This window comes from Paraconexibacter sp. AEG42_29 (genome assembly GCF_040581415.1).
Classification (GTDB): domain Bacteria; phylum Actinomycetota; class Thermoleophilia; order Solirubrobacterales; family Solirubrobacteraceae; genus Paraconexibacter.
In genome coordinates this window covers 4,302,306-4,321,305 of record NZ_CP114014.1, presented here as the reverse complement: position 1 = coordinate 4,321,305, position 19,000 = coordinate 4,302,306, and the positions used below count along the sequence as shown (strand labels likewise).

Annotated in this window: 19 protein-coding genes; 11 read left to right on the top strand and 8 right to left on the bottom strand. The window is 72.1% G+C overall.

Annotated features, from left to right (window positions below):
• Nucleotides 1-6: 6 nt before the first annotated feature.
• Nucleotides 7-1,623, bottom strand: a complete 1,617-nt coding sequence (locus tag DSM112329_RS20940) for a M1 family metallopeptidase (protein WP_354698500.1) — start codon at nucleotides 1,621-1,623, stop codon at nucleotides 7-9.
• A 100-nt stretch (nucleotides 1,624-1,723) separates the two neighbouring features.
• On the opposite strand from DSM112329_RS20940, the gene DSM112329_RS20935 reads away from it, so the two are divergent.
• Complete coding sequence (locus tag DSM112329_RS20935; protein WP_354698499.1) at nucleotides 1,724-2,590, top strand: alpha/beta hydrolase; 867 nt, start codon at nucleotides 1,724-1,726, stop codon at nucleotides 2,588-2,590.
• A gap of 2 nt (nucleotides 2,591-2,592) precedes the next feature.
• Here DSM112329_RS20935 and DSM112329_RS20930 read toward each other — a convergent pair whose 3' ends face one another.
• Nucleotides 2,593-3,204 carry a helix-turn-helix domain-containing protein gene (locus DSM112329_RS20930; protein WP_354698498.1) on the bottom strand — a complete coding sequence of 204 codons (612 nt, stop codon included), beginning with the start codon at nucleotides 3,202-3,204 and terminating at the stop codon, nucleotides 2,593-2,595.
• 44 nt (nucleotides 3,205-3,248) lie between these two features.
• Here DSM112329_RS20930 and DSM112329_RS20925 point away from each other — a divergent pair, with 44 nt between their 5' ends.
• Complete coding sequence (locus tag DSM112329_RS20925) at nucleotides 3,249-4,736, top strand: MFS transporter (RefSeq protein WP_354698497.1); 1,488 nt, start codon at nucleotides 3,249-3,251, stop codon at nucleotides 4,734-4,736.
• A 53-nt stretch (nucleotides 4,737-4,789) separates the two neighbouring features.
• On the opposite strand, the gene DSM112329_RS20920 is transcribed toward DSM112329_RS20925, so the two are convergent.
• Nucleotides 4,790-5,101, bottom strand: coding sequence for a hypothetical protein (locus DSM112329_RS20920; protein WP_354698496.1), 312 nt, complete (start codon nucleotides 5,099-5,101; stop codon nucleotides 4,790-4,792).
• Nucleotides 5,102-5,117: 16 nt separating this feature from the next.
• Nucleotides 5,118-5,810 carry a DedA family protein gene (locus tag DSM112329_RS20915; protein ID WP_354698495.1) on the bottom strand — a complete coding sequence of 231 codons (693 nt, stop codon included), beginning with the start codon at nucleotides 5,808-5,810 and terminating at the stop codon, nucleotides 5,118-5,120.
• 125 nt (nucleotides 5,811-5,935) lie between these two features.
• On the opposite strand from DSM112329_RS20915, the gene DSM112329_RS20910 reads away from it, so the two are divergent.
• Complete coding sequence (locus DSM112329_RS20910; RefSeq protein WP_354698494.1) at nucleotides 5,936-6,586, top strand: hypothetical protein; 651 nt, start codon at nucleotides 5,936-5,938, stop codon at nucleotides 6,584-6,586.
• Here DSM112329_RS20910 and DSM112329_RS20905 read toward each other — a convergent pair.
• Together DSM112329_RS20905 and DSM112329_RS20900 are read right to left on the bottom strand one after the other, a co-directional pair.
• Complete coding sequence (locus DSM112329_RS20905) at nucleotides 6,575-6,760, bottom strand: hypothetical protein (protein WP_354698493.1); 186 nt, start codon at nucleotides 6,758-6,760, stop codon at nucleotides 6,575-6,577. The genes DSM112329_RS20910 and DSM112329_RS20905 overlap by 12 nt on opposite strands.
• A complete protein-coding gene (locus DSM112329_RS20900) occupies nucleotides 6,757-8,166 on the bottom strand; it encodes an MFS transporter (protein ID WP_354698492.1) in 1,410 nt (469 codons plus the stop codon). Before DSM112329_RS20900 ends, DSM112329_RS20905 begins: the two co-directional genes overlap by 4 nt.
• Nucleotides 8,167-8,344: 178 nt before the next feature.
• Here DSM112329_RS20900 and DSM112329_RS20895 point away from each other — a divergent pair, with 178 nt between their 5' ends.
• Nucleotides 8,345-8,929, top strand: coding sequence for a helix-turn-helix domain-containing protein (locus DSM112329_RS20895; protein WP_354698491.1), 585 nt, complete (start codon nucleotides 8,345-8,347; stop codon nucleotides 8,927-8,929).
• Between the two features lie 14 nt (nucleotides 8,930-8,943).
• Here the strand turns inward: DSM112329_RS20895 and DSM112329_RS20890 are convergent, their stop codons facing one another.
• Nucleotides 8,944-10,110 carry an oxygenase MpaB family protein gene (locus tag DSM112329_RS20890; protein WP_354698490.1) on the bottom strand — a complete coding sequence of 389 codons (1,167 nt, stop codon included), beginning with the start codon at nucleotides 10,108-10,110 and terminating at the stop codon, nucleotides 8,944-8,946.
• Between the two features lie 207 nt (nucleotides 10,111-10,317).
• Between DSM112329_RS20890 and DSM112329_RS20885 the strand changes: the two genes are divergently transcribed.
• From DSM112329_RS20885 to DSM112329_RS20875, 3 genes are read left to right on the top strand one after another with little or no spacing between them, the layout of a single operon-like run.
• Nucleotides 10,318-11,541, top strand: coding sequence for a GTP-binding protein (locus tag DSM112329_RS20885; protein ID WP_354698489.1), 1,224 nt, complete (start codon nucleotides 10,318-10,320; stop codon nucleotides 11,539-11,541).
• Entirely contained in the window at nucleotides 11,542-12,579 is a 1,038-nt protein-coding gene (locus DSM112329_RS20880) for a metal ABC transporter substrate-binding protein (RefSeq protein WP_354698488.1), read from the top strand. It abuts the gene before it with no gap.
• Between the two features lie 52 nt (nucleotides 12,580-12,631).
• Nucleotides 12,632-13,831 carry a lipid-transfer protein gene (locus DSM112329_RS20875; protein WP_354698487.1) on the top strand — a complete coding sequence of 400 codons (1,200 nt, stop codon included), beginning with the start codon at nucleotides 12,632-12,634 and terminating at the stop codon, nucleotides 13,829-13,831.
• A 33-nt stretch (nucleotides 13,832-13,864) separates the two neighbouring features.
• Here DSM112329_RS20875 and DSM112329_RS20870 read toward each other — a convergent pair whose 3' ends face one another.
• Nucleotides 13,865-14,476 carry a TetR family transcriptional regulator gene (locus DSM112329_RS20870; RefSeq protein WP_354698486.1) on the bottom strand — a complete coding sequence of 204 codons (612 nt, stop codon included), beginning with the start codon at nucleotides 14,474-14,476 and terminating at the stop codon, nucleotides 13,865-13,867.
• 100 nt (nucleotides 14,477-14,576) lie between these two features.
• Here DSM112329_RS20870 and DSM112329_RS20865 point away from each other — a divergent pair, with 100 nt between their 5' ends.
• From DSM112329_RS20865 to DSM112329_RS20850, 4 genes are all read left to right on the top strand, one after another.
• Complete coding sequence (locus DSM112329_RS20865) at nucleotides 14,577-14,993, top strand: PaaI family thioesterase (protein ID WP_354698485.1); 417 nt, start codon at nucleotides 14,577-14,579, stop codon at nucleotides 14,991-14,993.
• A 54-nt stretch (nucleotides 14,994-15,047) separates the two neighbouring features.
• Nucleotides 15,048-15,479 (top strand): Fur family transcriptional regulator, encoded by a 432-nt coding sequence (locus DSM112329_RS20860; protein ID WP_354698484.1) that lies wholly within the window; start codon nucleotides 15,048-15,050, stop codon nucleotides 15,477-15,479.
• A 66-nt stretch (nucleotides 15,480-15,545) separates the two neighbouring features.
• The gene (gene katG, locus DSM112329_RS20855) at nucleotides 15,546-17,735 is read left to right on the top strand and encodes a catalase/peroxidase HPI (RefSeq protein ID WP_354698483.1); all 2,190 of its coding nucleotides are present in this window, start codon (nucleotides 15,546-15,548) and stop codon (nucleotides 17,733-17,735) included.
• Between the two features lie 121 nt (nucleotides 17,736-17,856).
• Nucleotides 17,857-18,924 (top strand): NADP-dependent oxidoreductase, encoded by a 1,068-nt coding sequence (locus tag DSM112329_RS20850; protein ID WP_354698482.1) that lies wholly within the window; start codon nucleotides 17,857-17,859, stop codon nucleotides 18,922-18,924.
• Nucleotides 18,925-19,000: the final 76 nt, after the last annotated feature.

The following is a 19,000-nucleotide window of genomic DNA, read 5'->3' as shown; positions in this document are numbered from 1 at the left end:
GACCCGTCAGCGCCTGAGGGCCGCGGTGTCGATGTAGGTGTCGAAGTTGTCGGCGTTGATCTGCGGCTTGTCGACCCGCGGCGCGCCGGGGCTCAGGGGCGCGGTCGGGTAGCTGGTGTAGAGCCACTGGCGGAAGAACTCGGTCCAGCGGCCGGCCCGGGCGGGATCGGTCTGCTTCACGAGCGCGATGAACTGCTCGGTCGTGGCGCTGCCGTAGGCGTGCTCGGTCAGCCAGCGGCGCATCATCGCCTTGAACGTCGCGTCGCCAAGGACCTGGCGGATGGCCTCGATCGTGGCGGGGGCACGCCGGTACATGCCGTCGCCGTCGAAGAGGTCCTCCGGCCGGGCCGGGTCGGCCGGCGGGACACGCCAGGAGATCGGGTAGGCCGGGTTGGCGTACACGTCGAGGTACTGGTCACGCGTCGGGATGGGGAAGAAGGTGCCGGTGGACGACCAGACCCACTCGGAGAAGATGCTCATCCCCTCGCTGAGCCACATGTCCCGCCACCGAGCGGGCGTCACGAGATTGCCGAAGAACTGGTGCGCCAGCTCGTGCGCGACGACGCCGATCCACGGTCCGGAGTCGCGGTCGATCGTCGTGACGGCGTACGTCGGCTTGCCCTGGGTCTCGAGGTTCAGGCCGAACGACTGCAGGGTGACGATGCCGCCGAGCGACGTGAACGGGTAGCGCACGCCGTAGTACGCGGAGTAGAAGTCGACGATCCCAGAGGACTGGCCGAGGGTGGCGGCCGACCTGGCCTTGCCCTTCGCCGGCAGCGCCGAGGTGATCGCGGTGTAGAACGGCAACGGTCGGTTGCGGCTTCCGGCGACGGGTGCGGTCTTCTTCGGCCGGGCCGGGTTCAGCGAGTTGACGTCGAACCTCCCCACCGCGACCGACACGAGGTACGTCGAGGTCGGGTCGGTGCTCTTCCAGACGAACGTGCTCCTGGGGTTCCTGGTGTTGCGCGCGTCGTGTCGTCGGTCGGTGAGGACGCCGGTGGCGATGGCGCTGTAGCCGCGGGGAACGGTGATGCGGGTCGTGTAGGTCGCTTTGTCGCTCGGGACGTTGTTGTTCGGGTACCAGCCCATGGCTCCGGCCGGCTGGTTGACGGCGACCGCGCCCGCCTTGGCGTTCGGGATCCAGCCCTCCTTCAGGATGGTCTTGCCCGGGAGCGGCCGCTGGACCCCCTCGTACTGCACGACGCTGCGGACGCGGGCTCCGTCGCGGATCCCGCGTGACGGCGTGATCAGGACCTTGGACCGCTTGGCGTCTGTGGTGAACGTCGCCGGCTGCCCGTTGACGCTCACCCGCCGGACGGTGTTCCACCGGGTCAGGTCGAAGGAGAAGCGGGAGAGGTCCTGGGTGGCGACCGCATCGATGGTCGCCGTGGCCTTCAGCCGTTTCGTGGCCACCGAGTAGTCGAGGTCCAGGTCGTAGTGGCCGACGTCATACCCACCGTTGCCGATCGTCGGGAACAGCGAGTCCCCGAGTGACCGGGCTCCCGGGCGGAAGTCCGGGGACGTCGCCGCAGCGGCTCCGGCGCAGGAGCCCAGCAGCACGACGCCCGCCACGACGACGGACACGCGGCACGCCGCGCGGAACGAACAGACGGAGAAGGCCATGGGAGGGAGATGTCCGGCTACGCCCGAACGTGTCATCCAGGTCGAGCGGACCGGCCGATGAGTTCTGCTCGCCCCCGCGGTCTGGATCGGCATGACACGCATGCGCTCCCACACCCTCACCACCCCGGACGCGGAACTCGCCTACGACGTCTGGGGTCCGCTCCCCACCGCCGACGGCCGGCCGCCGCTGGTCATGGTCGGGCACCCGATGCAGGCGTCCGGCTTCGCCCGGCAGGCCGAGCTGCTGGAGGACCGCACGGTCGTCAGCTACGACCCGCGCGGCATCGCCCGCAGCACGCGCACCGACGGACGCACTGACCGGACCCCCGAGCAGCAGGCCGCGGACGTGCTCGCCGTCATCGAGGCGATCGGCGGCGGCCCCGTCGACCTCTTCGGCAGCAGCGGCGGCGCCGTCACCGGGCTCGCCCTGGTCGCGGCGCATCCCGACCTCGTCCGCACGCTCGTGGCGCACGAGCCGCCGCTGCTCCGGCTCCTGCCCGACGCGGAGGCGGCGGAGGCCGCGTCGATGGCGACCGAGCGTGCCTACCACGAGCGCGGGTTCGGAGCCGGCATGGCGCAGTTCATCACCATGGTGTCCTGGAGCGGACCGTTCACCGACGCCTACCTCGACCTGCCCGCCCCCGACCCCGCGCAGTTCGGCATGCCGACCGAGGACGACGGGACCCGCGACGACGTCCTGCTCTCGGGCGCGGCTCGGCCGATGGTCGACTACCGGCCTGATCCCGCGGACTTCGCCGCGGCCGCCACGCGCGTGGTGCTCGCGATCGGCGAGGAGTCCGCCGAGCAGATGCCCGGACGCGCGGCGAAGGCGACGGCGGAGCACCTCGGGCTCGAGGCCGTCTTCTTCCCCAGTCATCACGGCGGGTTCGCCGGGCCGGAGTTCGGCCATCCGGGGCAGCCCGAGGCGTTCGCCGAACGGCTGCGCGCGGTGCTGGCCGCGACGTAGTGTCAGCCCGGGTTCGGCAGCCGTTCGCGGAGCATACGCAGTCGGGCCACATCGCCCTCGACGGTCGCCGGCTGCGGCGCCGGCAGGCCGGTGAGCGCGGCCAGCACGCCCTCCATGCTGCCGCGCAGGCGGACGTCGGGCGCGGTCGCGGGGCCGACGTGCGCGCGGAGGCCCTCGGTCTCCAGGACCCGCAGCGTCAGCAGCTCGGCGTCGGCGTCGACGCCGATCTCGAGGCCGCCGAGGCCGGCCAGGTCGGCCCCTTCGAAGAGCGCCTCGGCGGCGAGCCCGACCCAGTGCCCGCGCGCTTCGTCCTCGCCGGCGCCGTGAACCATGTACGGGACGGACCAGCGGACGAGCTCGCCCAGCACCGGCCGGAGGGCACAGCCGCGGTCGGTGAGGACGTAGCGGTCGTCGTCCCGGGCGACGAGCTCAGCCGCCTGCAGCGCGCGCAGCCGCTCGGACAGGAGGTTGCGCGCGATCCCGGGCAGGCCGTCGAGCAGGTCGGTGAAGCGACACGGACGGGCGAGCAGCTCCCGGACGATGAGCAGCGACCAGCGATCGCCGACGACGTCCAGCGCCCGGGCGACGCCGCAGTACTGACCGTAGGACCGCATCTGGTTGCCATTCTAAACCACAATATGGTTTAGTTTCTAAACTCATGAGCCACTCGCGCGCCGCCGTCCTCTTCGTGCTCTGCCTCGCGGCGTTCACCATCAACGTCGCCACCATGATCGTCAACGTCTCGCTGCCGACGCTGACGCGCGAGATCGACGCGTCGTCGCGCGACCTGCTGTGGATCGTCGACGCCTTCAACCTCGCGTTCGCCGCGCTCGTCCTCGCGGCCGGGTCGCTCAGCGATCGCTTCGGGCGCAAGGGTGCGCTGCTCGCCGGGCTCGCCGTCTACGTCATCTCGTCGCTGCTGTGCGCCTGGAGCGACTCCCCGGGGGAGCTGATCCTCTGGCGGACGGTGGCCGGCGTCAGCTCCGCCATCATCTTCCCGACGACGCTCTCGATCATCTCGAACGTCTTCCCGGATCGCCACGAACGTGCCCGCGCGATCGGGCTGTGGGGTGCGGCGACCGGCATCGCCATCGCGGCCGGGCCGATCGTCGGCGGGGCGCTGCTGAACAGCTACTGGTGGGGCTCGGCCTTCGTCTTCTGCGCCGTGCTCGGCGCCGTGACCTTCGCGCTCGCCGCCTGGCTCGTCCCGACCAGTCGCGACCCGCAGACCCCGCCGCTGGACGTCCCCGGCCTGCTGCTGAGCAGCGCGGGGCTCGGCGCGCTGGTCCACACGATCATCGAGGGCCCCGAGCGCGGCTGGGCTTCGGCGCAGACGCTCGGCGGCTTCGCGGTTGCGCTCGCTGTGCTCGGGCTCTTCACGCTGTGGGAGCGCCGCCAGGAGCACCCGATGCTCGACGTCACCCTGTTCGCGAACCTGCGCTTCACGGCTGCCAGCGGTGCGGTGACGTTCGCGTTCTTCTCGCTCTTCGGGTTCGTCTTCCTCATCGCGCAGTACTTCCAGTTCGTGCTCGGCTACGGCGTCCTGGAAGCCGGCCTGCGCCAGATCCCGGTGGCCCTCTCGGTCGCCGCCACGTCGCTGCTCGGCACGCAGCTCGCGGTGCGGTTCGGGAGCAAGGCGGTGGTGACCGGGGGCCTGCTCGTCTTCGCCGGCGGCTTCCTCTGGATCTCGTCGGTCGGCCGGGACACCGGCTACCTGGCGATCGCGCTGCAGATGGTCATGGTCGGTTCGGGACTCGGGCTCACGAGCGCACCGGCGACCGAGGCCATCATGGGCGTCGTCCCGGCGGCCAAGGCCGGCATCGGGTCGGCGGTCAACGACGCGACCCGTGAGCTCGGCGGCACGCTCGGCGTCGCGGTGATCGGCTCGGTGGCGCTCTCGATCTATCGCGAGAGCATCGCCGACGCCATCCCCGCCGGCCCGCTGCGCGACCTCGCGCAGGAGTCCCTCGGCGCGGCTTCTGTCGCCGCCTCCCGGGCCGGGGACCCGACGCTGCTCACGCACGCGCAGGAGGGTTTCCTGGACGGCCTCACCGCGGGGTGCTTCGTCGCCGCCGGGGTCGCGCTCGTGGGCGCGATCCTCGTCGCCCTCTTCCTCCCGGCGCACCCGCAGGACGACCGGGCCTGAGCGCCGCGTCGCGGCCGCTGGCAGTTTTTACCCACCATGCGGTGAAGAAGCTGTCATCGACGACCCGGGGCCCGCACGTTCATGGTGGTGAAGCCCCCGGCCACCGGGTGCGCGCCGTCCATCGGCCAGACCAACGGCTCGGGCTCCGCGACGTCGACGTCGTAGCCGTGGATGCCGTCGACGTTGAGGATCCTGACCCAGGTGCGATCGGGCCCGGCACCGCCGCCGGCGTCGACGATCCGGACCGGTGCCCCGCGGGCGGCCGCGAACGCCGCGAACGCCTCTGGTGAACGGGAGGTGGCCGGCTGTGCGAGGTAGGCCTTGAGGTGCGCGTCGACGCGCTGGCGGTGGGTGACGTGCTGCATGTCAGGGGTACGGGCGTCAGGCGGTCCCGCGGCCTCGCTGGCGGAACACCAGGACCACGATCAGGGCGATCCCGATGTACAGGCCATAGCGGGAGACGGTGGCGGCAGCATCGACGGCGGGCTGGCCGATGGAGTAGCCGAGCGCGACGAGACCGCAGACCCACGCGAGGGCCGAGATCGCGTCGAGGATCAGGAAACGCCTCAGCGTCATGCCGGTCCAGCCGGCAAGCACCCCGATGACGGTCGTCGGGACCGGGAGCAGGTAGGAGACCAGGACGATGGTGCTGCCGCGGCGCTGCATCTGCCGCTGCAGCGAGCCCACGGCCCTGGCGGTCCGCGGTCGGCCGGCGGTGACGAGGTCGATGGCGTGCTGCCCCCAGCGCCGGCCGGCCCACCAGTAGAGCCAGTCGAACATGATGCAGCCGATCAGCCCGGCGAGGACCGCGATGACCGGCGAGGCCTCGCCGGTGCGGACCAGCCCGCCGGCCGTGATCATCGAGGCGGGGGAGCCGCGCAGGATCTCCAGCAGGATCGGGTGGGTCCCGAGCAGGGAGGGGGCGACCGGCGTGAGCGCGAGCCCGTACAGGCCGACGGCGGCCAGGCAACCGGCGAGGATCTTGTCCTGCCGCTCGGCCAGCAGCTTGCGGGCGAGCTGCTCGGGGCCGGTGCCGCCGGTGGGCAGTGGAGGGTCGGTGCCCGGGATCCGCATGCGCTGCCCAGGCTAGGAGAGCGGCGTCATCTGCGCGTGCACGCGCCATCGCCGGCGGATGGCCGGTGCCATGCCGGCCGGGTGCAAGGCCTGCCGCCCAAGCCGCGAGATGGCATGCTCTCGCCATGGGATGGGGACCGCTCGAGCACCCGTCGCGTCTGCCCGTGGTGGGGCTGACGCTGTCGATCACGCAGCACGCGGTCGCCATCCCGCGCCGCATCGACGGCATCCTGCGCGGCATCGAGAGCCTTGCCGTGCTGGCCGAGAACGCCGGGGCACTGCCGGAGCTGACGCGCCACGCGGAGGCGCTCTCGCGGCTGGCGGACAGCGCCGCTTCGCTGCCCGAGCTGACGGCCAACGCCGCGGCGCTCGCCGAGCTCTCCCAGCACGCGAGCGCGCTCTCGGAGCTGACGACGCACGCGGCGGCGCTGGCGGAGCTCACGCAGCACGCTGGTGCGCTGACCGAGCTCACCGGGTACGCCGCGGCGCTCCCGGACCTGACCCGCCACGCGGCCGCGCTGCCGGAGCTGACGCCGCGCGTGCAGAGCGTCGAGCTGATGGTCGAGCAGATCATCAGCTACCTCGAGACGCTGCAGCCGACCGTCAACGACCTGACGCTGGCGGCCTCGGACCTGAACCGTGCGGTGGGTCCCATCGGCCGCATCGTCGGCCGGCTCCCCGGCTCCAAGGCGCGCGCCGAGGTGTTCGCCCAGGCCCTGGCCGAGCCGTCGGGCGCGGGCAGCAGCTCGGCCCGTAGCCCGGGTTCACCCGGGTGAACGCGAGCTGCGGGTCCGCGGCGCGCGGACCCGCGGCGGCGCGGGCATCGGCTCGCGGCGCCCGGCGGCGGAGACGTCCCGCAGGTAGGCGGTGATCGTCCCCTCGGCTGCGCGGTGAGCGATGCCGCGGCGCCGGGCGGTGGCGGACTGGGCGGTGCGGGTGATGGGGGTCATGCGGTCTCCAGGGAGTGGGTGGGGGCGGGGCGCCGCGCGGGCTGCGGACGCAGGACGACAGCGGCGAGCAGGGCGCCGCCGGCGGTGACCGCGGCGGCGACGAAGAACGCCAGGTGGTAGCCGGCGACCAGTGCCGACGCCTCGGTGTGGCCGGCCGCGACGAGGCCCTTGGTGCGGTCGTCGGCAAGGGTGCTGAGCACGGCGACGCCGAGCGCGCCGGCCAACTGCTGGCTCACGTTCGCCAGGCCCGAGCCGAGGCCGGCGTCCTCCCGCGGCACGCCGGCCATCGCCAGCGAGAGCAGCGGCTGGATCGCGCTGCCGATCCCGAGGCCGATGGCGAAGCAGGCGAAGAAGATCGTCGGGAAGAACGGCGTGCTCTCCCCGGCGGTGCCGAACAGCAGCAGCCCGAGGCTCGCGCTGGTCATGCCGGCGACCAGGACGTGCTGCGGGCCGAAGCGGGCGACGAGCCGGGTCGTGACGCCGCGGGAGAGGACCGCCACGGTGAGCGTCCACGGCAGGAACGCCGCGCCGGTCTCGATGGCGCTGAAGCCGCGCACGCGCTCGAGGTACAGGGTCCCCAGGAAGAACGTGCTGTACATGCCGACGACGAGCAGCGCCCGGACGACGTTCGCCCGCACGAGGCCCGGGACGGCCAGGATCCGCAGCGGCATGATCGGCGCGGCGATCCGACGCTCGAGGGCGACGAAGGCCGCCATGAGGCCGGCCGCGACGGCGCCGAAGCCCAGGACCGGAAGTGACGTCCAGCCGTGGGTGCTCGCCTGGACGATGGCGTAGATGCCCACCATCAGCGAGGTCGTGACCAGCACGGCCCCCGACCAGTCGACGTGGTGACCGAAGCCGAGGCCGCGATCCGCCGGGACGAAGCGCCGCCCGAGGACGACCGTCGCCAGCCCGATCGGGACGTTGATGAAGAACACCCAGTGCCAGCTGAGCGCCTCGGTCAGCAGCCCGCCGACCAGCAGGCCCAGGGATCCGCCGGCCACGGACACGAAGACGTACGCGCTCATCGCGCGCGCCTGCTCGGCGCCGGGCGAGAAGTTCGTCACGATGATCGCGAGGATCACCGAGGCCTGGGCGGCGGCGCCGACGCCCTGCAGGAACCGCGCGGCGATCAGCGCCTCGCCGCTGGGAGCGAGCCCGCAGAGCACGGACGCAGCCGTGAAGACGGCGACGCCGCCGAGGAAGATGGTCCGGCGGCCGGCGAGGTCGCCGAGCCGGCCCGCCAGCAGCAGCAGGCTGCCGAAGCTGACGAGGAACGCGTTGACGACCCAGGTCAGGCCGCTGCCGGAAAGCCCGAGGTCGTCCTGGATGGTGGGCAGCGCGACGTTCACGATGGTGGCGTCGAGCACGATCATGAGCTGCGCGAGGCAGACCACGAACAGCATCGCCCAGGGGCGACTGGGGGTGGATGGAGCACTGAGAGTCACGAGGAACTCCTGTCGACTTGAGATTGGGGCGAGAGGGGCTAAACTGGAGGACACCTCCGATACATCTGGAGGTCGCCTCCGGTTTGCTTCAGGAACAGTACGGAGGTAGCCTCCGCTTTGTCAAGCCCGCGCTCCCATGACTTCCATCGACGCTGTCCCCACCGAGCTGCTCAAGCGCCCCAAGCGCGCTGACGCGCTGCGCAACTACGAGAAGGTCCTCGTCGCCGCACGCGAGGCGTTCGCCGAGGGCGGTGAGGCCACGGCGCTCGAGGAGATCGCGCGCCGGGCCGGGGTCGGCATCGGCACGCTCTACCGCAACTTCCCGAACCGCCAGGCGCTCCTGGAGGCGCTGTACCTCGGGGAGGTCGAGCAGGTCTGCCGCTCGGCCTCGGAGTTCGCGGACGCCGAGCCGTGGGACGCGCTGACCGGCTGGATCGGTCGCGTGGTCGACTACATCGGGACCAAGCGCGCGCTCGCCGGCGAGCTCCTGAACTACCTCGACCAGGACGCCGAGCTGTTCGCGACGTCCCGGCAGGCGCTGTGGGGCGCGGGCGAGCCGCTGCTCGTCCGCGCGCAGGAGGCCGGGGCGGTCCGCCCCGACATCTCCATCGGCGAGCTCATCCAGCTCGTGGTCGGGATCGTGAAGATCCCGTCACCCGACCCCGAGCAGACCCGCCGCATCCTGGGCGTCGCCCTCGACGGGCTGCGCTATCGCGCGTAGCCCCGCGAGGCTCGTCAGCCCACGCGGTAGGCGGCCGCGACCTCGGCCGGGACCGGGGCGGACGGCGGGTAGACCGCGGTCGACTGGTCGTGCCCGAGCTCCGCGTAGAGCTCGGCCGGCGTCGGGACGCCGTGCCGGCGGAAGGACTCGGCGGGGGAGAGGACCTCGTCGCTGAGCGGCTTGATCCCGAGCAGCGTCGGCCCCACCACCGGGACGGTCGACGGCGACACGATGCCGACGATCGCGAGCTCCAAGCGCGGCGACATGGACGCGATCCGCAGCAGCGCACGCATGACCGGGCGGATCGCCGAGTCCAGGATCCGCGGCTGGCGCAGGTTCGCGAGGTCGCGCTGGTACCGCGGCAGGGACCCGATGACCGCGATGCGGAAGAGCCTCGCGAACACCCACATGCCCGGCTTGAGCAGCAGCGGGAGGTCCGGGTACAGGCTGTCCACCTTCATCAGGTGGCCCATCGCCTCCTGGGTCGCCTCCGACGCGGCGAGCCGCGGACGCATCCGGGCGAAGTACTCGCGCACCTCCTCGCGGCTGCGGGGGACCTTGTCCGGATCGATGGTCTGGGCGTGGGCGGCGGTCGCACAGTCGGCCCAGTAGCGCTCCTCGTCGGCCTGCGACAGCCGGCCGGGCCCGTAGATCTCGTACGTGTAGAGGATCGAGTGCCACGCCGTCATGTGGATCCACAGCTGCTCGTCGGGGTTGTTCGGGTCCGACAGCAGGCCCGACACCGGGTCCGGCGCGGCCACCCGCGCGTGGACCCGCATGAGCACCTCGGTCGCCTTGGTGATCGACCGCGAGTCGCCGAACAGGTAGGTCGCGAAGTACCGCAGCGTGCGGTCGTAGCGGACGCTCGTCTGGCTGTAGATCTTGCTCGAGCTCTTCACCGGGGCGATCAGGAACGGGTCGAGCTCCTCGACGACCACGGCCCGGCTGAAGCCGACCGTCATCCCAGTCGGGTACGCCCACACGCGCCGCGTCACCGAGTCCGGCGGGAACCAGCCGTAGTCCTCCATCGGCTTCAGGTTGCGCGGGCTGGCGCGGCGCAGGCGATCGAGGAAGACGCGCGTGTTGCTCGCCTTCCGGCGGCCGCTGTCGGCGGACGGCGCGGCGCCGTTGGACGGGGATGTCGGCGCAGCGGTCGGCTGCGGCGGGGCGGTGACGGACACTGGGGCTCCTTGCTCACGGGCGGTCGGCGGGGCGTCGAGAAGCACCCTCCGGCCAAGTAACACCAGTGTAGCTACGGGACCGTAGGAATTGCAACCGGTCGGCTGACGGTCAGTGGGCGTGGCCGCGTCCGTCACGCGACCTGGTGGGCAAACTTCCGGCGCTGGCGCTCAAAACAAGATTCATTCTCATTTTGTACCATGCGCCCCATGACCCGCATCCGCAGCTCTCACGACGCTCGCCTCCCCGTCACGGTCCTGTCCGGCTTCCTCGGCGCCGGCAAGACGACGGTGCTCGAGCACCTCCTCCGCAATCGCGAGGGCCGTCGCGTCGCGGTGATCGTCAACGACATGAGCGAGCTCAACATCGACGCGCAGACCCTCCGCACGGGCGGTGTCGGCGTCGACCACGTCCCGGAGCGGCTCGTCGAGATGAGCAACGGCTGCATCTGCTGCACGCTGCGCGAGGACCTCCTGGAGGAGGTGGCGCGGCTCGCCGGTGAGGGCCGCTTCGACGCGCTGCTCATCGAGTCCAGCGGCATCAGCGAGCCATTGCCCGTCGCGGAGACCTTCACCTTCGCCGACGAGACGGGTGCCACCCTCGGCGACCTCGCCCGGCTGGACACGATGGTCACGGTCGTCGACTGCGCGACGTTCCTCGACGGCTGCGACTGCGTCGAGGACCTGAACGAGCGCGGGCTCGGGCTCTCCGACGAGGACGACCGGGCGCTCGTCGACCTGCTCGTCGAGCAGGTCGAGTTCGCCGACGTCGTCGTGCTCAACAAGTGCGACCTGGCCGGCCCCGAGGACGTGGCCCGGACGGAGGCCGTGATCCGCGCGCTGAACCCGCGCGCCCGGCTCGTCCGCGCGACTCGCGGCGCGGTCCCGCTCGCCGAGGTCCTCGACACGGGGCGCTTCGACCCCGCGGCGGCCGCGGACGCCCCTGGCTGGCTGGCGACGCTCCGCGGCGACGAGCAGCCCGAGACCCTGGAGTACGGCATCGCAAGCTTCGCGTTCACCGCGCGGCGCCCGTTCCACCCCGAGCGCCTGTGGGCGCGCGCCAACGAGGCGTGGCCGGGCCTGCTGCGCGCCAAGGGCTACTTCTGGCTCGCGACCCGGCCGGACCTGGCCGGCGCCTGGTCGCAGGCGGGCCGCGTCCTGACCCTCGAGGCGGCCGGCGCCTGGTGGGCGGTCGTCCCCCGGGACGAGTGGCCCGACCCGGCCGAGATCGAGCCGTTCTGGGCCGAGCCGATGGGGGACCGGCGCCAGGAGCTCGTCTTCATCGGGCAGGACCTCGACGAGGACGGCATCCGCGAGCGCCTCGGGGCGTGCCTGCTCACCGACGCGGAGCTCGCCGCCGGGCCGTCCGCCCTCGCGGCGCTGCCGGACCCGTTCCCGGCGTGGATGCCCCTCGACCTCGTCCCGGTCGCGTAGATGAGCGACGAACGCCTCGCCGGCGGCCATCCCGGCACGACCCGGCCCCCGCGCGCCCTCCTGTCCGCCGCCGCCCTCGTGACGGTGGCCGTCGCCGCGGCGGCCCCCGGCTGTGGATCCTCGACCGAGGACCGCGCGGCGTCCGGCGCCACGCCGGGAACCTCGCCGGCGCGGTCCGTCGCGGTCGTCGCGACGACCACCCAGGTCGGGGACATCGTCCGCGCCGTCGGCGGCTCGAGCGTGGAGGTCACGCAGCTCCTCGCGCCCAACACCGACCCGCACGACTACGAGCCGCGCCCGAAGGACGTGCGGGCCACGGCCGGGGCGGACGTCGTCTTCACCAGCGGCGACGACCTCGACCACTGGATGGAGGACGTGGTGAAGCAGAGCGGCGGCTCGCCCGCCACGGTCGACCTCGCCGAGGGCCTGCCGCAGACGCTCCCGGGGGAGGACCACGGCCACGGGGAGGCATCCGAGCACGACCCCCATTGGTGGCACGACCCGCGGAACGTCGAGGCCGCGGTCGGCGTCATCGCTGCGGCGCTCGTGAAGGCGGAGCCGGCGGCGCGCGGGGCCGTCGAGCGAGCCGCCGCCGCCTACGTCGCGAAGGTCCGAAAGCTCGACGCGGGCATCACCGCCTGCTTCGACGCGGTCCCCGCCGCAGAGCGCAAGCTCGTGACCGACCACGACGCCTTCGGCTACTTCGCGCGGCGCTACGGCATCACCGTGGTCGGCGCCGTCATCCCGTCGCAGACGACCCAGGCCCAGCCGTCCGCCGCGGCGATCAGCCGCCTGGCGCGCGTGATCCGCGCGCAGGCGGTGAAGGCCGTCTTCCCCGAGAGCTCGGTGAACGCGCGGCTCGCCAGGGCGATCGCGAAGCAGACGGGCGCGACGGCCGGGCTGACGCTGTACGGCGACACGCTCGGACCGGAGGGGTCGCCGGGCGCGACCTATCTCACGATGGAGCGGGCGAACGCCGACGCGATGATCAAGGGGTTCACCGGCGGGTCCCGCGGCTGTGAGATAGCAGGGCTCTGAGGTGCCGGGATCAAACAATCAGCCGTGATGGTTTCATTGCTAAGGTGATGCGATGAGCAATCGCACGTTCGTCATCGGGGTCGGCATGACCAAGTTCGACAAGCCGGGCACCAAGGACGGGGACTACCCGGACTGGGCGAAGGAGGCGGGACAGGCTGCGCTGGCGGACGCCGGCATCGGCTACGACAAGATCCAGCGTGCGTTCGCCGGCTACTGCTACGGCGACTCGACCGCCGGCCAGCGTGCGGTCTACACGCTCGGCGTGACCGGGATCCCGGTCGTCAACGTCAACAACAACTGCTCCACGGGATCAAGCGCTCTCTACCTCGCCCGCGAGGCGGTCAAGTTCGGCATGGCCGACTGCGCGCTGGCGCTGGGCTTCGAGAAGATGGAGCGCGGGTCGCTCGGGATGAAGTTCCCCGACCGCGTGAACCCGATGGACAAGCACATGATCCGCATGAGCGAGCTGCGCGCGCCGGAGGAGACGCCGTTCGCGCCGCAGATGTTCGGCAACGCAGGCCGCGACCACATGCAGAAGTACGGCTCGACGGCCGAGCACTTCGCGTGGATCGGCTGGAAGAACCACAAGCACTCGGTCAACAACCCGTACGCCCAGTTCCAGGACGAGTACACGCTCGACCAGATCAAGGAGTCGCGGATGATCCACGACCCGCTGACGAAGCTGCAGTGCTCGCCGACGAGCGACGGCAGCGCCGCGGTGATCGTCGCGTCCGAGCGCTTCGTCGACGAGCACGGGCTGTGGGAGCACGCGGTCGAGATCGCCGGCCAGGCGATGGTGACCGACCTCTCCTCGACGTTCGACGAGACCGCCGACTGCATGACGATCTGCGGGGCGGACATGTCCCGCGCCGCCGCGCGCCAGGCGTACGAGGAGGCGCAGATCGAAGGCAAGGACGCGGACGTCTGCGAGCTGCACGACTGCTTCAGCGCCAACGAGCTCATCACGTACGAGGCGCTCGGCTTCGCGGCCGAGGGCGAAGGGCACAAACTGGTCGACGCCGAGGCGACCACCTACGGCGGCAGCGGCCCGGTCGTCAATCCGTCGGGCGGCCTGATCTCCAAGGGGCATCCGCTGGGGGCGACCGGCCTGGCCCAGTGCAGCGAGCTGACGTGGCAGCTGCGGGGCACGGCGGACAAGCGCCAGGTCGCGGGCGCGAAGACCGCGGTTCAGCACAACATCGGCCTCGGTGGCGCGGCCGTCGTCACCGTCTACAAGCCCGCAGCCGCGTGACGGACGTCGCCCGGTAGCGCGGGCCCGTCCGCGCTACTGGGACAAGGCGGCGACGATCTGGCCGCGCGCGAAGCGCCACTGGCGCTGCAGCGCGCGCTCGGAGTGCCCGAGGATCCGCAGGACCGCGATGCCCCGGATCGTCGACAGCGCGGCCGCCCAGCGTGCGGCGAAGTCCGCCGACCGCAGCGCGGCCGGGCCGAAGATCACCCGTCCCAGAGCGTGCACGGTCCCGGCCATGCCCTGCTCCTCCTCCCGGACGAGGTCCCGCAGCGCCGGCTCGTGCCGGGCGGCGAGCGACAGCTCGAACATCGCGGCGAAGAGCGGGCCGCCGTACTGCGCGTAGATCAGGTCCAGCGCGTTGGCGACACGCGCCTTGCCCTGGCGCAGGGCGGCGAGCTGGGCGGCGAGCTCGTCGCTCTGGCGCCGCGCCAGGTGGCGGACGGCCTCGGCGACCAGGACGTCCTTGTTGGGGAAGTGGTGTTGCTGGGCGCCGCGCGTCACCTGGGCACGGCGGGCCACGCTGACCGTGGTGACCTTGCCGTAGCCGTTCTCGAGCAGCTCCTCGACGGCCGCGTCCAGGAGCCGGCGCCGGGTCTCGATGCTGCGCTGCTGCTGGGGCTCGAGGGCGGGGAGGGGTGCGGCCATGGCTGAAGGGTACGCCGTCGCGGAGCACCTGAGAAGCGAACAAACATCACCGCTGATTGTTCTTCAGGGGCGTCCTGGGTCACGTCTACGATCGGGTCCGATGAGCACCCCTGACGACGTCGCCCGCATCGGCCCCGGCCCCTTCGCCGTCCTGCTCGGGTTCTGCGTCGTGCGGGCGGACGAGGACGGCGCCCACATCGAGGCCGACCCGGGCCCGGAGCACCTCAACGGCGGCGGCATCGTGCACGGCGGCTACCTGGGTGCGCTGCTCGACAGCACGACCGGATGGGCGGTGCATGCGCGCGTGCCGGCCGGCGTCGCCGCGCCCCACGTCCAGATCAGCGTGCAGTACGTGCGGGCCGCGGTGGGCGGCGTGACGCTCGTCTGCCGCGGGCGCTGCGTCAGCGCCGGGCGGCGCGTCGCCTCGGCCGAGGCCGAGATCACCCAGGGCGACCGGGTCATCGCCCGGGCCGTCACGAGCCACGCCGTCCTCGGCACGGGTCCGATCGTGCGTTAGGGGCCCGACAACCTTTTCCGGAACGATTCCAGAACATGTGTCAGACTCGGGCGTATGCCGGTGACCGCCGAACTCGAGCGCATGCTGCGTGGGGCCTCCCTGCGCGTCACGCGTCCGCGGGTGGCGGTGCTGGCGGCGGTGCACGACCACCCGCACGCGGACACGACCTCGATCCTCGCCGGCGTTCGCAGTGAGGTCGGCGACGTCTCCCAGCAGGCCGTCTACGACGTGCTGCAGGCGCTGACGACCGCCGGCCTGGTGCGGCGCATCCAGCCGCTCGGCTCGGTGGCCCGCTACGAGTCCCGCGTGGGCGACAACCACCACCACGTGGTGTGCCGGTCCTGCGGCGCGATCGCCGACGTCGAGTGCGCCGTCGGCGCCGCACCGTGCCTCACCGCTGACCACGTCCACGGCTTCGCGATCGACGAGGCCGAGGTCATCTACTGGGGCCTGTGCCCCGGCTGCTCGACCACCGGCAGTTCCTGAGACCAACCCCTCCCGACCCCTGAAAGGGTTCCCTTGTCCGATAAGCCTGATGCCGTAGTTGGAGAGATGAACGACGAGGCCGACGTCGCCACGAGTGGCGGCGGCTGCCCGGTCGCGCACGAGCGCGCGCCCCACCCGACCGAGGGCGGCGGCAACCGCGGCTGGTGGCCCGACCGCCTCAACCTGCGGATCCTGGCCAAGAACCCGGCGGTCGGGAACCCGGTCGGCGAGGACTTCGACTACGCGGCCGCGTTCAACGCGCTGGATCTGGCGGCCGTCAAGCAGGACATCAACGGCATCCTCACCACCTCGCAGGACTGGTGGCCCGCGGACTTCGGCCACTATGGCGGCTTCATGATCCGCATGGCCTGGCACAGCGCCGGCACCTATCGGATCCACGACGGCCGCGGCGGCGCCGGCGCCGGCATGCAGCGCTTCGCCCCGCTGAACAGCTGGCCGGACAACGCGAACCTCGACAAGGCCCGCCGGCTCCTGTGGCCGGTCAAGAAGAAGTACGGCCAGTCCCTCTCCTGGGCCGACCTGATGGTCCTCACCGGCAACGTCGCGCTCGAGTCGATGGGCTTCGAGACCTTCGGCTTCGCCGGCGGCCGCGAGGACGTCTGGGAGCCCGACGAGGACGTCTACTGGGGCCCGGAGACCGAGTGGCTCGGCGACGAGGGGAGGTACAGCGGCGATCGCGAGCTCGAGAAGCCCCTGGGCGCCGTGCAGATGGGCCTCATCTACGTGAACCCGGAGGGGCCGAACGGCAGCGCCGATCCGCTCGCCGCCGCGCACGACATCCGCGACACGTTCGCCCGCATGGCGATGAACGACGAGGAGACCGTCGCGCTGATCGCGGGCGGCCACACCTTCGGCAAGACCCACGGTGCCGCCGACCCCGACAAGTACGTCGGCCCGGAGCCCGAGGGTGCCGACCTGGTCGAGCAGGGCCTCGGCTGGACGAGCAGCTACGCGTCCGGCAAGGGCGCCGACACGATCACCAGTGGCCTGGAGGTCACCTGGACCACCACGCCCGTGCAGTGGTCGAACGACTACTTTGACCACCTGTTCGGCCATGAGTGGGAGCTCGAGGAGAGCCCCGCCGGCGCGAAGCAGTGGGTGGCGAAGGGCGCCGAGGCGACGGTCCCCGGGCCTACGCCCGACTCGCCGATGCGCCGCCCGACGATGCTCACGACCGACCTGTCGCTGCGCGTCGACCCGGCCTACGAGAAGATCTCGCGCCGGTTCCACGAGAACCCCGACCAGTTCGCGGACGCGTTCGCCCGCGCCTGGTTCAAGCTCACGCACCGCGACATGGGCCCGATCCAGCGCTACCTCGGCCCCGAGGTCCCGGACGAGGAGCTCATCTGGCAGGACCCCATCCCCGAGGCCACGCACGAGCTGGCTCCCGAGGACATCGTCGCGCTGAAGTCGCAGCTGCTGGACTCGGGCCTCACCGTCGCCGAGCTGGTGAAGGCGGCGTGGGCGTCCGCGTCGACGTTCCGCGGCAGCGACAAGCGCGGCGGGGCCAACGGCGCCCGCGTCCGCCTGGATCCCCAGACCGGCTGGGAGGTCAACGACCCGGCTGAGCTGGCCAAGGTGCTGCAGACGCTCGAAGGCGTCCAGGCGTCGTTCGCCAAGCCGGTGTCGCTCGCCGACCTGATCGTGCTCGGCGGCTCTGCCGCGGTTGAGCAGGCGGCGCGGGCCGGTGGCGTCGACGTCGTCGTCCCGTTCACCCCGGGGCGCGCCGACGCGTCGGCGGAGCAGACCGACGCCGAGGCGTTCGACGCGCTCGAGCCCACGGCTGACGGCTTCCGCAACTACCTGCGGCCCGGGCACCGCCTGCCGGCGGAGTACCTCCTGCTGGACCGCGCGAACCTGTTGACGCTCAGCGCTCCCGAGATGACCGTGCTGGTCGGCGGTCTGCGGGTGCTCGGCGCGAACACCGGCGGCTCGGCGCACGGCGTGCTGACCGACAAGCCGGGCACGCTCACGAACGACTTCTTCGTGAACCTGCTCGACCTCGGCACGACCTGGTCGGCCGCAGCCGGTGACGAGGGGCTGTTCGAGGCCCGCTCGGACGCCGGTGAGGTCACCTGGACCGGCACGCGCGTGGATCTCGTGTTCGGCTCGAACTCCGAGCTGCGGGCTGTCGCCGAGGTCTACGCCAGCGACGACGCGCGCGAGAAGTTCGTCCACGACTTCGTCGCCGCGTGGGCGAAGGTCATGGACCTCGATCGGTACGACGTGGCCTGATCCGCACGTCCGGGCCGGCCGCGTGGCGGCCGGCCCGGACACTGCACGTCCCACCACCCGGGGCCGCCCGGTTGTGGAGCGGCCACAGGCGGCGGCCGCGGGATTCCGCGAGCGTCGGGACATGTCGATCCCTGCCTCGAGCAATGCCTTCCGCCTGCGCCGTCGTCCGGCCGGACGGGTCACCGACGCCGACCTGGAGCAGGTGACCGAGGCGATCCCCGCGCTCGGCCCCGGCCAGGCGCTGGTCCGGACGCTGTACCTGTCGCTGGACCCGTCGAACCGCATCTGGATGAGCGAGATGCGCTCGTACATGGACCCCGTCCCGCTCGACGCGGTGATGCGCGGGCTCGGCGTGGGCCAGGTCGTCGCGTCCGAGCGCGAGGACTTCCCGGTCGGGTCGCTGGTCCTGGGGTGGACCGGGTTCCAGGAGTACGCGGTCATGGACGACGCGACGGACGAGGGGCCGTACACGCTGCTGCCCGCCCCGCTGCCGGCGCCGCTGTCGATGTTCCTCGGCGCCCTGGGCCACACGGGGATCACCGCGTACCTCGGCATCGAGGACATCGGGAAGGTCGCGGCCGGGGACACCGTCGTGATCTCGGCGGCGGCCGGTGCCGTCGGCTCGATCGCCGGCCAGCTGGCAAAGGCGCGCGGCGCGCGGACCGTCGGGATCGCCGGCGGGGCCGCGAAGTGCCGGCACGTGGTCGAGGGGCTCGGCTTCGACGTCTGCGTCGACTACAAGTCAGGCGACTTCGCGCAGCAGCTCGCGGACGCCGTCCCGGACGGCGTCGACGTGAACTTCGAGAACGTCGGCGGGACGATCATGGACGAGGTCCTGATGCACCTGAACCTCGGGGCGCGCGTCGTGCTCTGCGGGATGATCTCGCAGTACGAGGCGTCCGACGGCAAGAGCTCGTGGGCGGGCCAGCTGGCGATCGGCCAGCTGATCATGCGGCGCGCGACGATGACCGGCTACCTCGTCCTCGACCACGTCGATCGCTTCCCCGAGGCGATCGAGCACCTCGCCGGCCTGCTGGGCGACGGCAGGATGCACAGCGACGAGACCGTGGTCGACGGGTTCGAGAACGCGCTGGACTGCATGAACAGCCTCTTCGACGGGACGAACACCGGCAAGCTCCTGCTCCGGCTGGGCGACCCCGAGCTCCCGGTCCCGGGCGGCGACGCCTGAACGCGTGCATCGCCAGCCCGAGCGCGCGCTCGGGCTGGTGCAGGCGTGGCTCGCGCCCGGCGAAGCCCGGCGCCTG

Coding starts and splice junctions, on each gene's coding strand:
- DSM112329_RS20935 (WP_354698499.1), top strand. CDS start 1,724: ATGCGCTCCCACACCCTCACCACCCCGGACGCGGAACTCGCCTACGAC.
- DSM112329_RS20895 (WP_354698491.1), top strand. CDS start 8,345: ATGACTTCCATCGACGCTGTCCCCACCGAGCTGCTCAAGCGCCCCAAG.
- DSM112329_RS20850 (WP_354698482.1), top strand. CDS start 17,857: ATGTCGATCCCTGCCTCGAGCAATGCCTTCCGCCTGCGCCGTCGTCCG.
- DSM112329_RS20885 (WP_354698489.1), top strand. CDS start 10,318: ATGACCCGCATCCGCAGCTCTCACGACGCTCGCCTCCCCGTCACGGTC.
- DSM112329_RS20940 (WP_354698500.1), bottom strand. CDS start 1,623: ATGGCCTTCTCCGTCTGTTCGTTCCGCGCGGCGTGCCGCGTGTCCGTC.
- DSM112329_RS20910 (WP_354698494.1), top strand. CDS start 5,936: ATGGGATGGGGACCGCTCGAGCACCCGTCGCGTCTGCCCGTGGTGGGG.
- DSM112329_RS20875 (WP_354698487.1), top strand. CDS start 12,632: ATGAGCAATCGCACGTTCGTCATCGGGGTCGGCATGACCAAGTTCGAC.
- DSM112329_RS20900 (WP_354698492.1), bottom strand. CDS start 8,166: ATGCTGTTCGTGGTCTGCCTCGCGCAGCTCATGATCGTGCTCGACGCC.
- DSM112329_RS20915 (WP_354698495.1), bottom strand. CDS start 5,810: ATGCGGATCCCGGGCACCGACCCTCCACTGCCCACCGGCGGCACCGGC.
- DSM112329_RS20930 (WP_354698498.1), bottom strand. CDS start 3,204: ATGCGGTCCTACGGTCAGTACTGCGGCGTCGCCCGGGCGCTGGACGTC.
- DSM112329_RS20860 (WP_354698484.1), top strand. CDS start 15,048: ATGCCGGTGACCGCCGAACTCGAGCGCATGCTGCGTGGGGCCTCCCTG.
- katG (WP_354698483.1), top strand. CDS start 15,546: ATGAACGACGAGGCCGACGTCGCCACGAGTGGCGGCGGCTGCCCGGTC.
- DSM112329_RS20880 (WP_354698488.1), top strand. CDS start 11,542: ATGAGCGACGAACGCCTCGCCGGCGGCCATCCCGGCACGACCCGGCCC.
- DSM112329_RS20920 (WP_354698496.1), bottom strand. CDS start 5,101: ATGCAGCACGTCACCCACCGCCAGCGCGTCGACGCGCACCTCAAGGCC.
- DSM112329_RS20865 (WP_354698485.1), top strand. CDS start 14,577: ATGAGCACCCCTGACGACGTCGCCCGCATCGGCCCCGGCCCCTTCGCC.
- DSM112329_RS20905 (WP_354698493.1), bottom strand. CDS start 6,760: ATGACCCCCATCACCCGCACCGCCCAGTCCGCCACCGCCCGGCGCCGC.
- DSM112329_RS20925 (WP_354698497.1), top strand. CDS start 3,249: ATGAGCCACTCGCGCGCCGCCGTCCTCTTCGTGCTCTGCCTCGCGGCG.
- DSM112329_RS20870 (WP_354698486.1), bottom strand. CDS start 14,476: ATGGCCGCACCCCTCCCCGCCCTCGAGCCCCAGCAGCAGCGCAGCATC.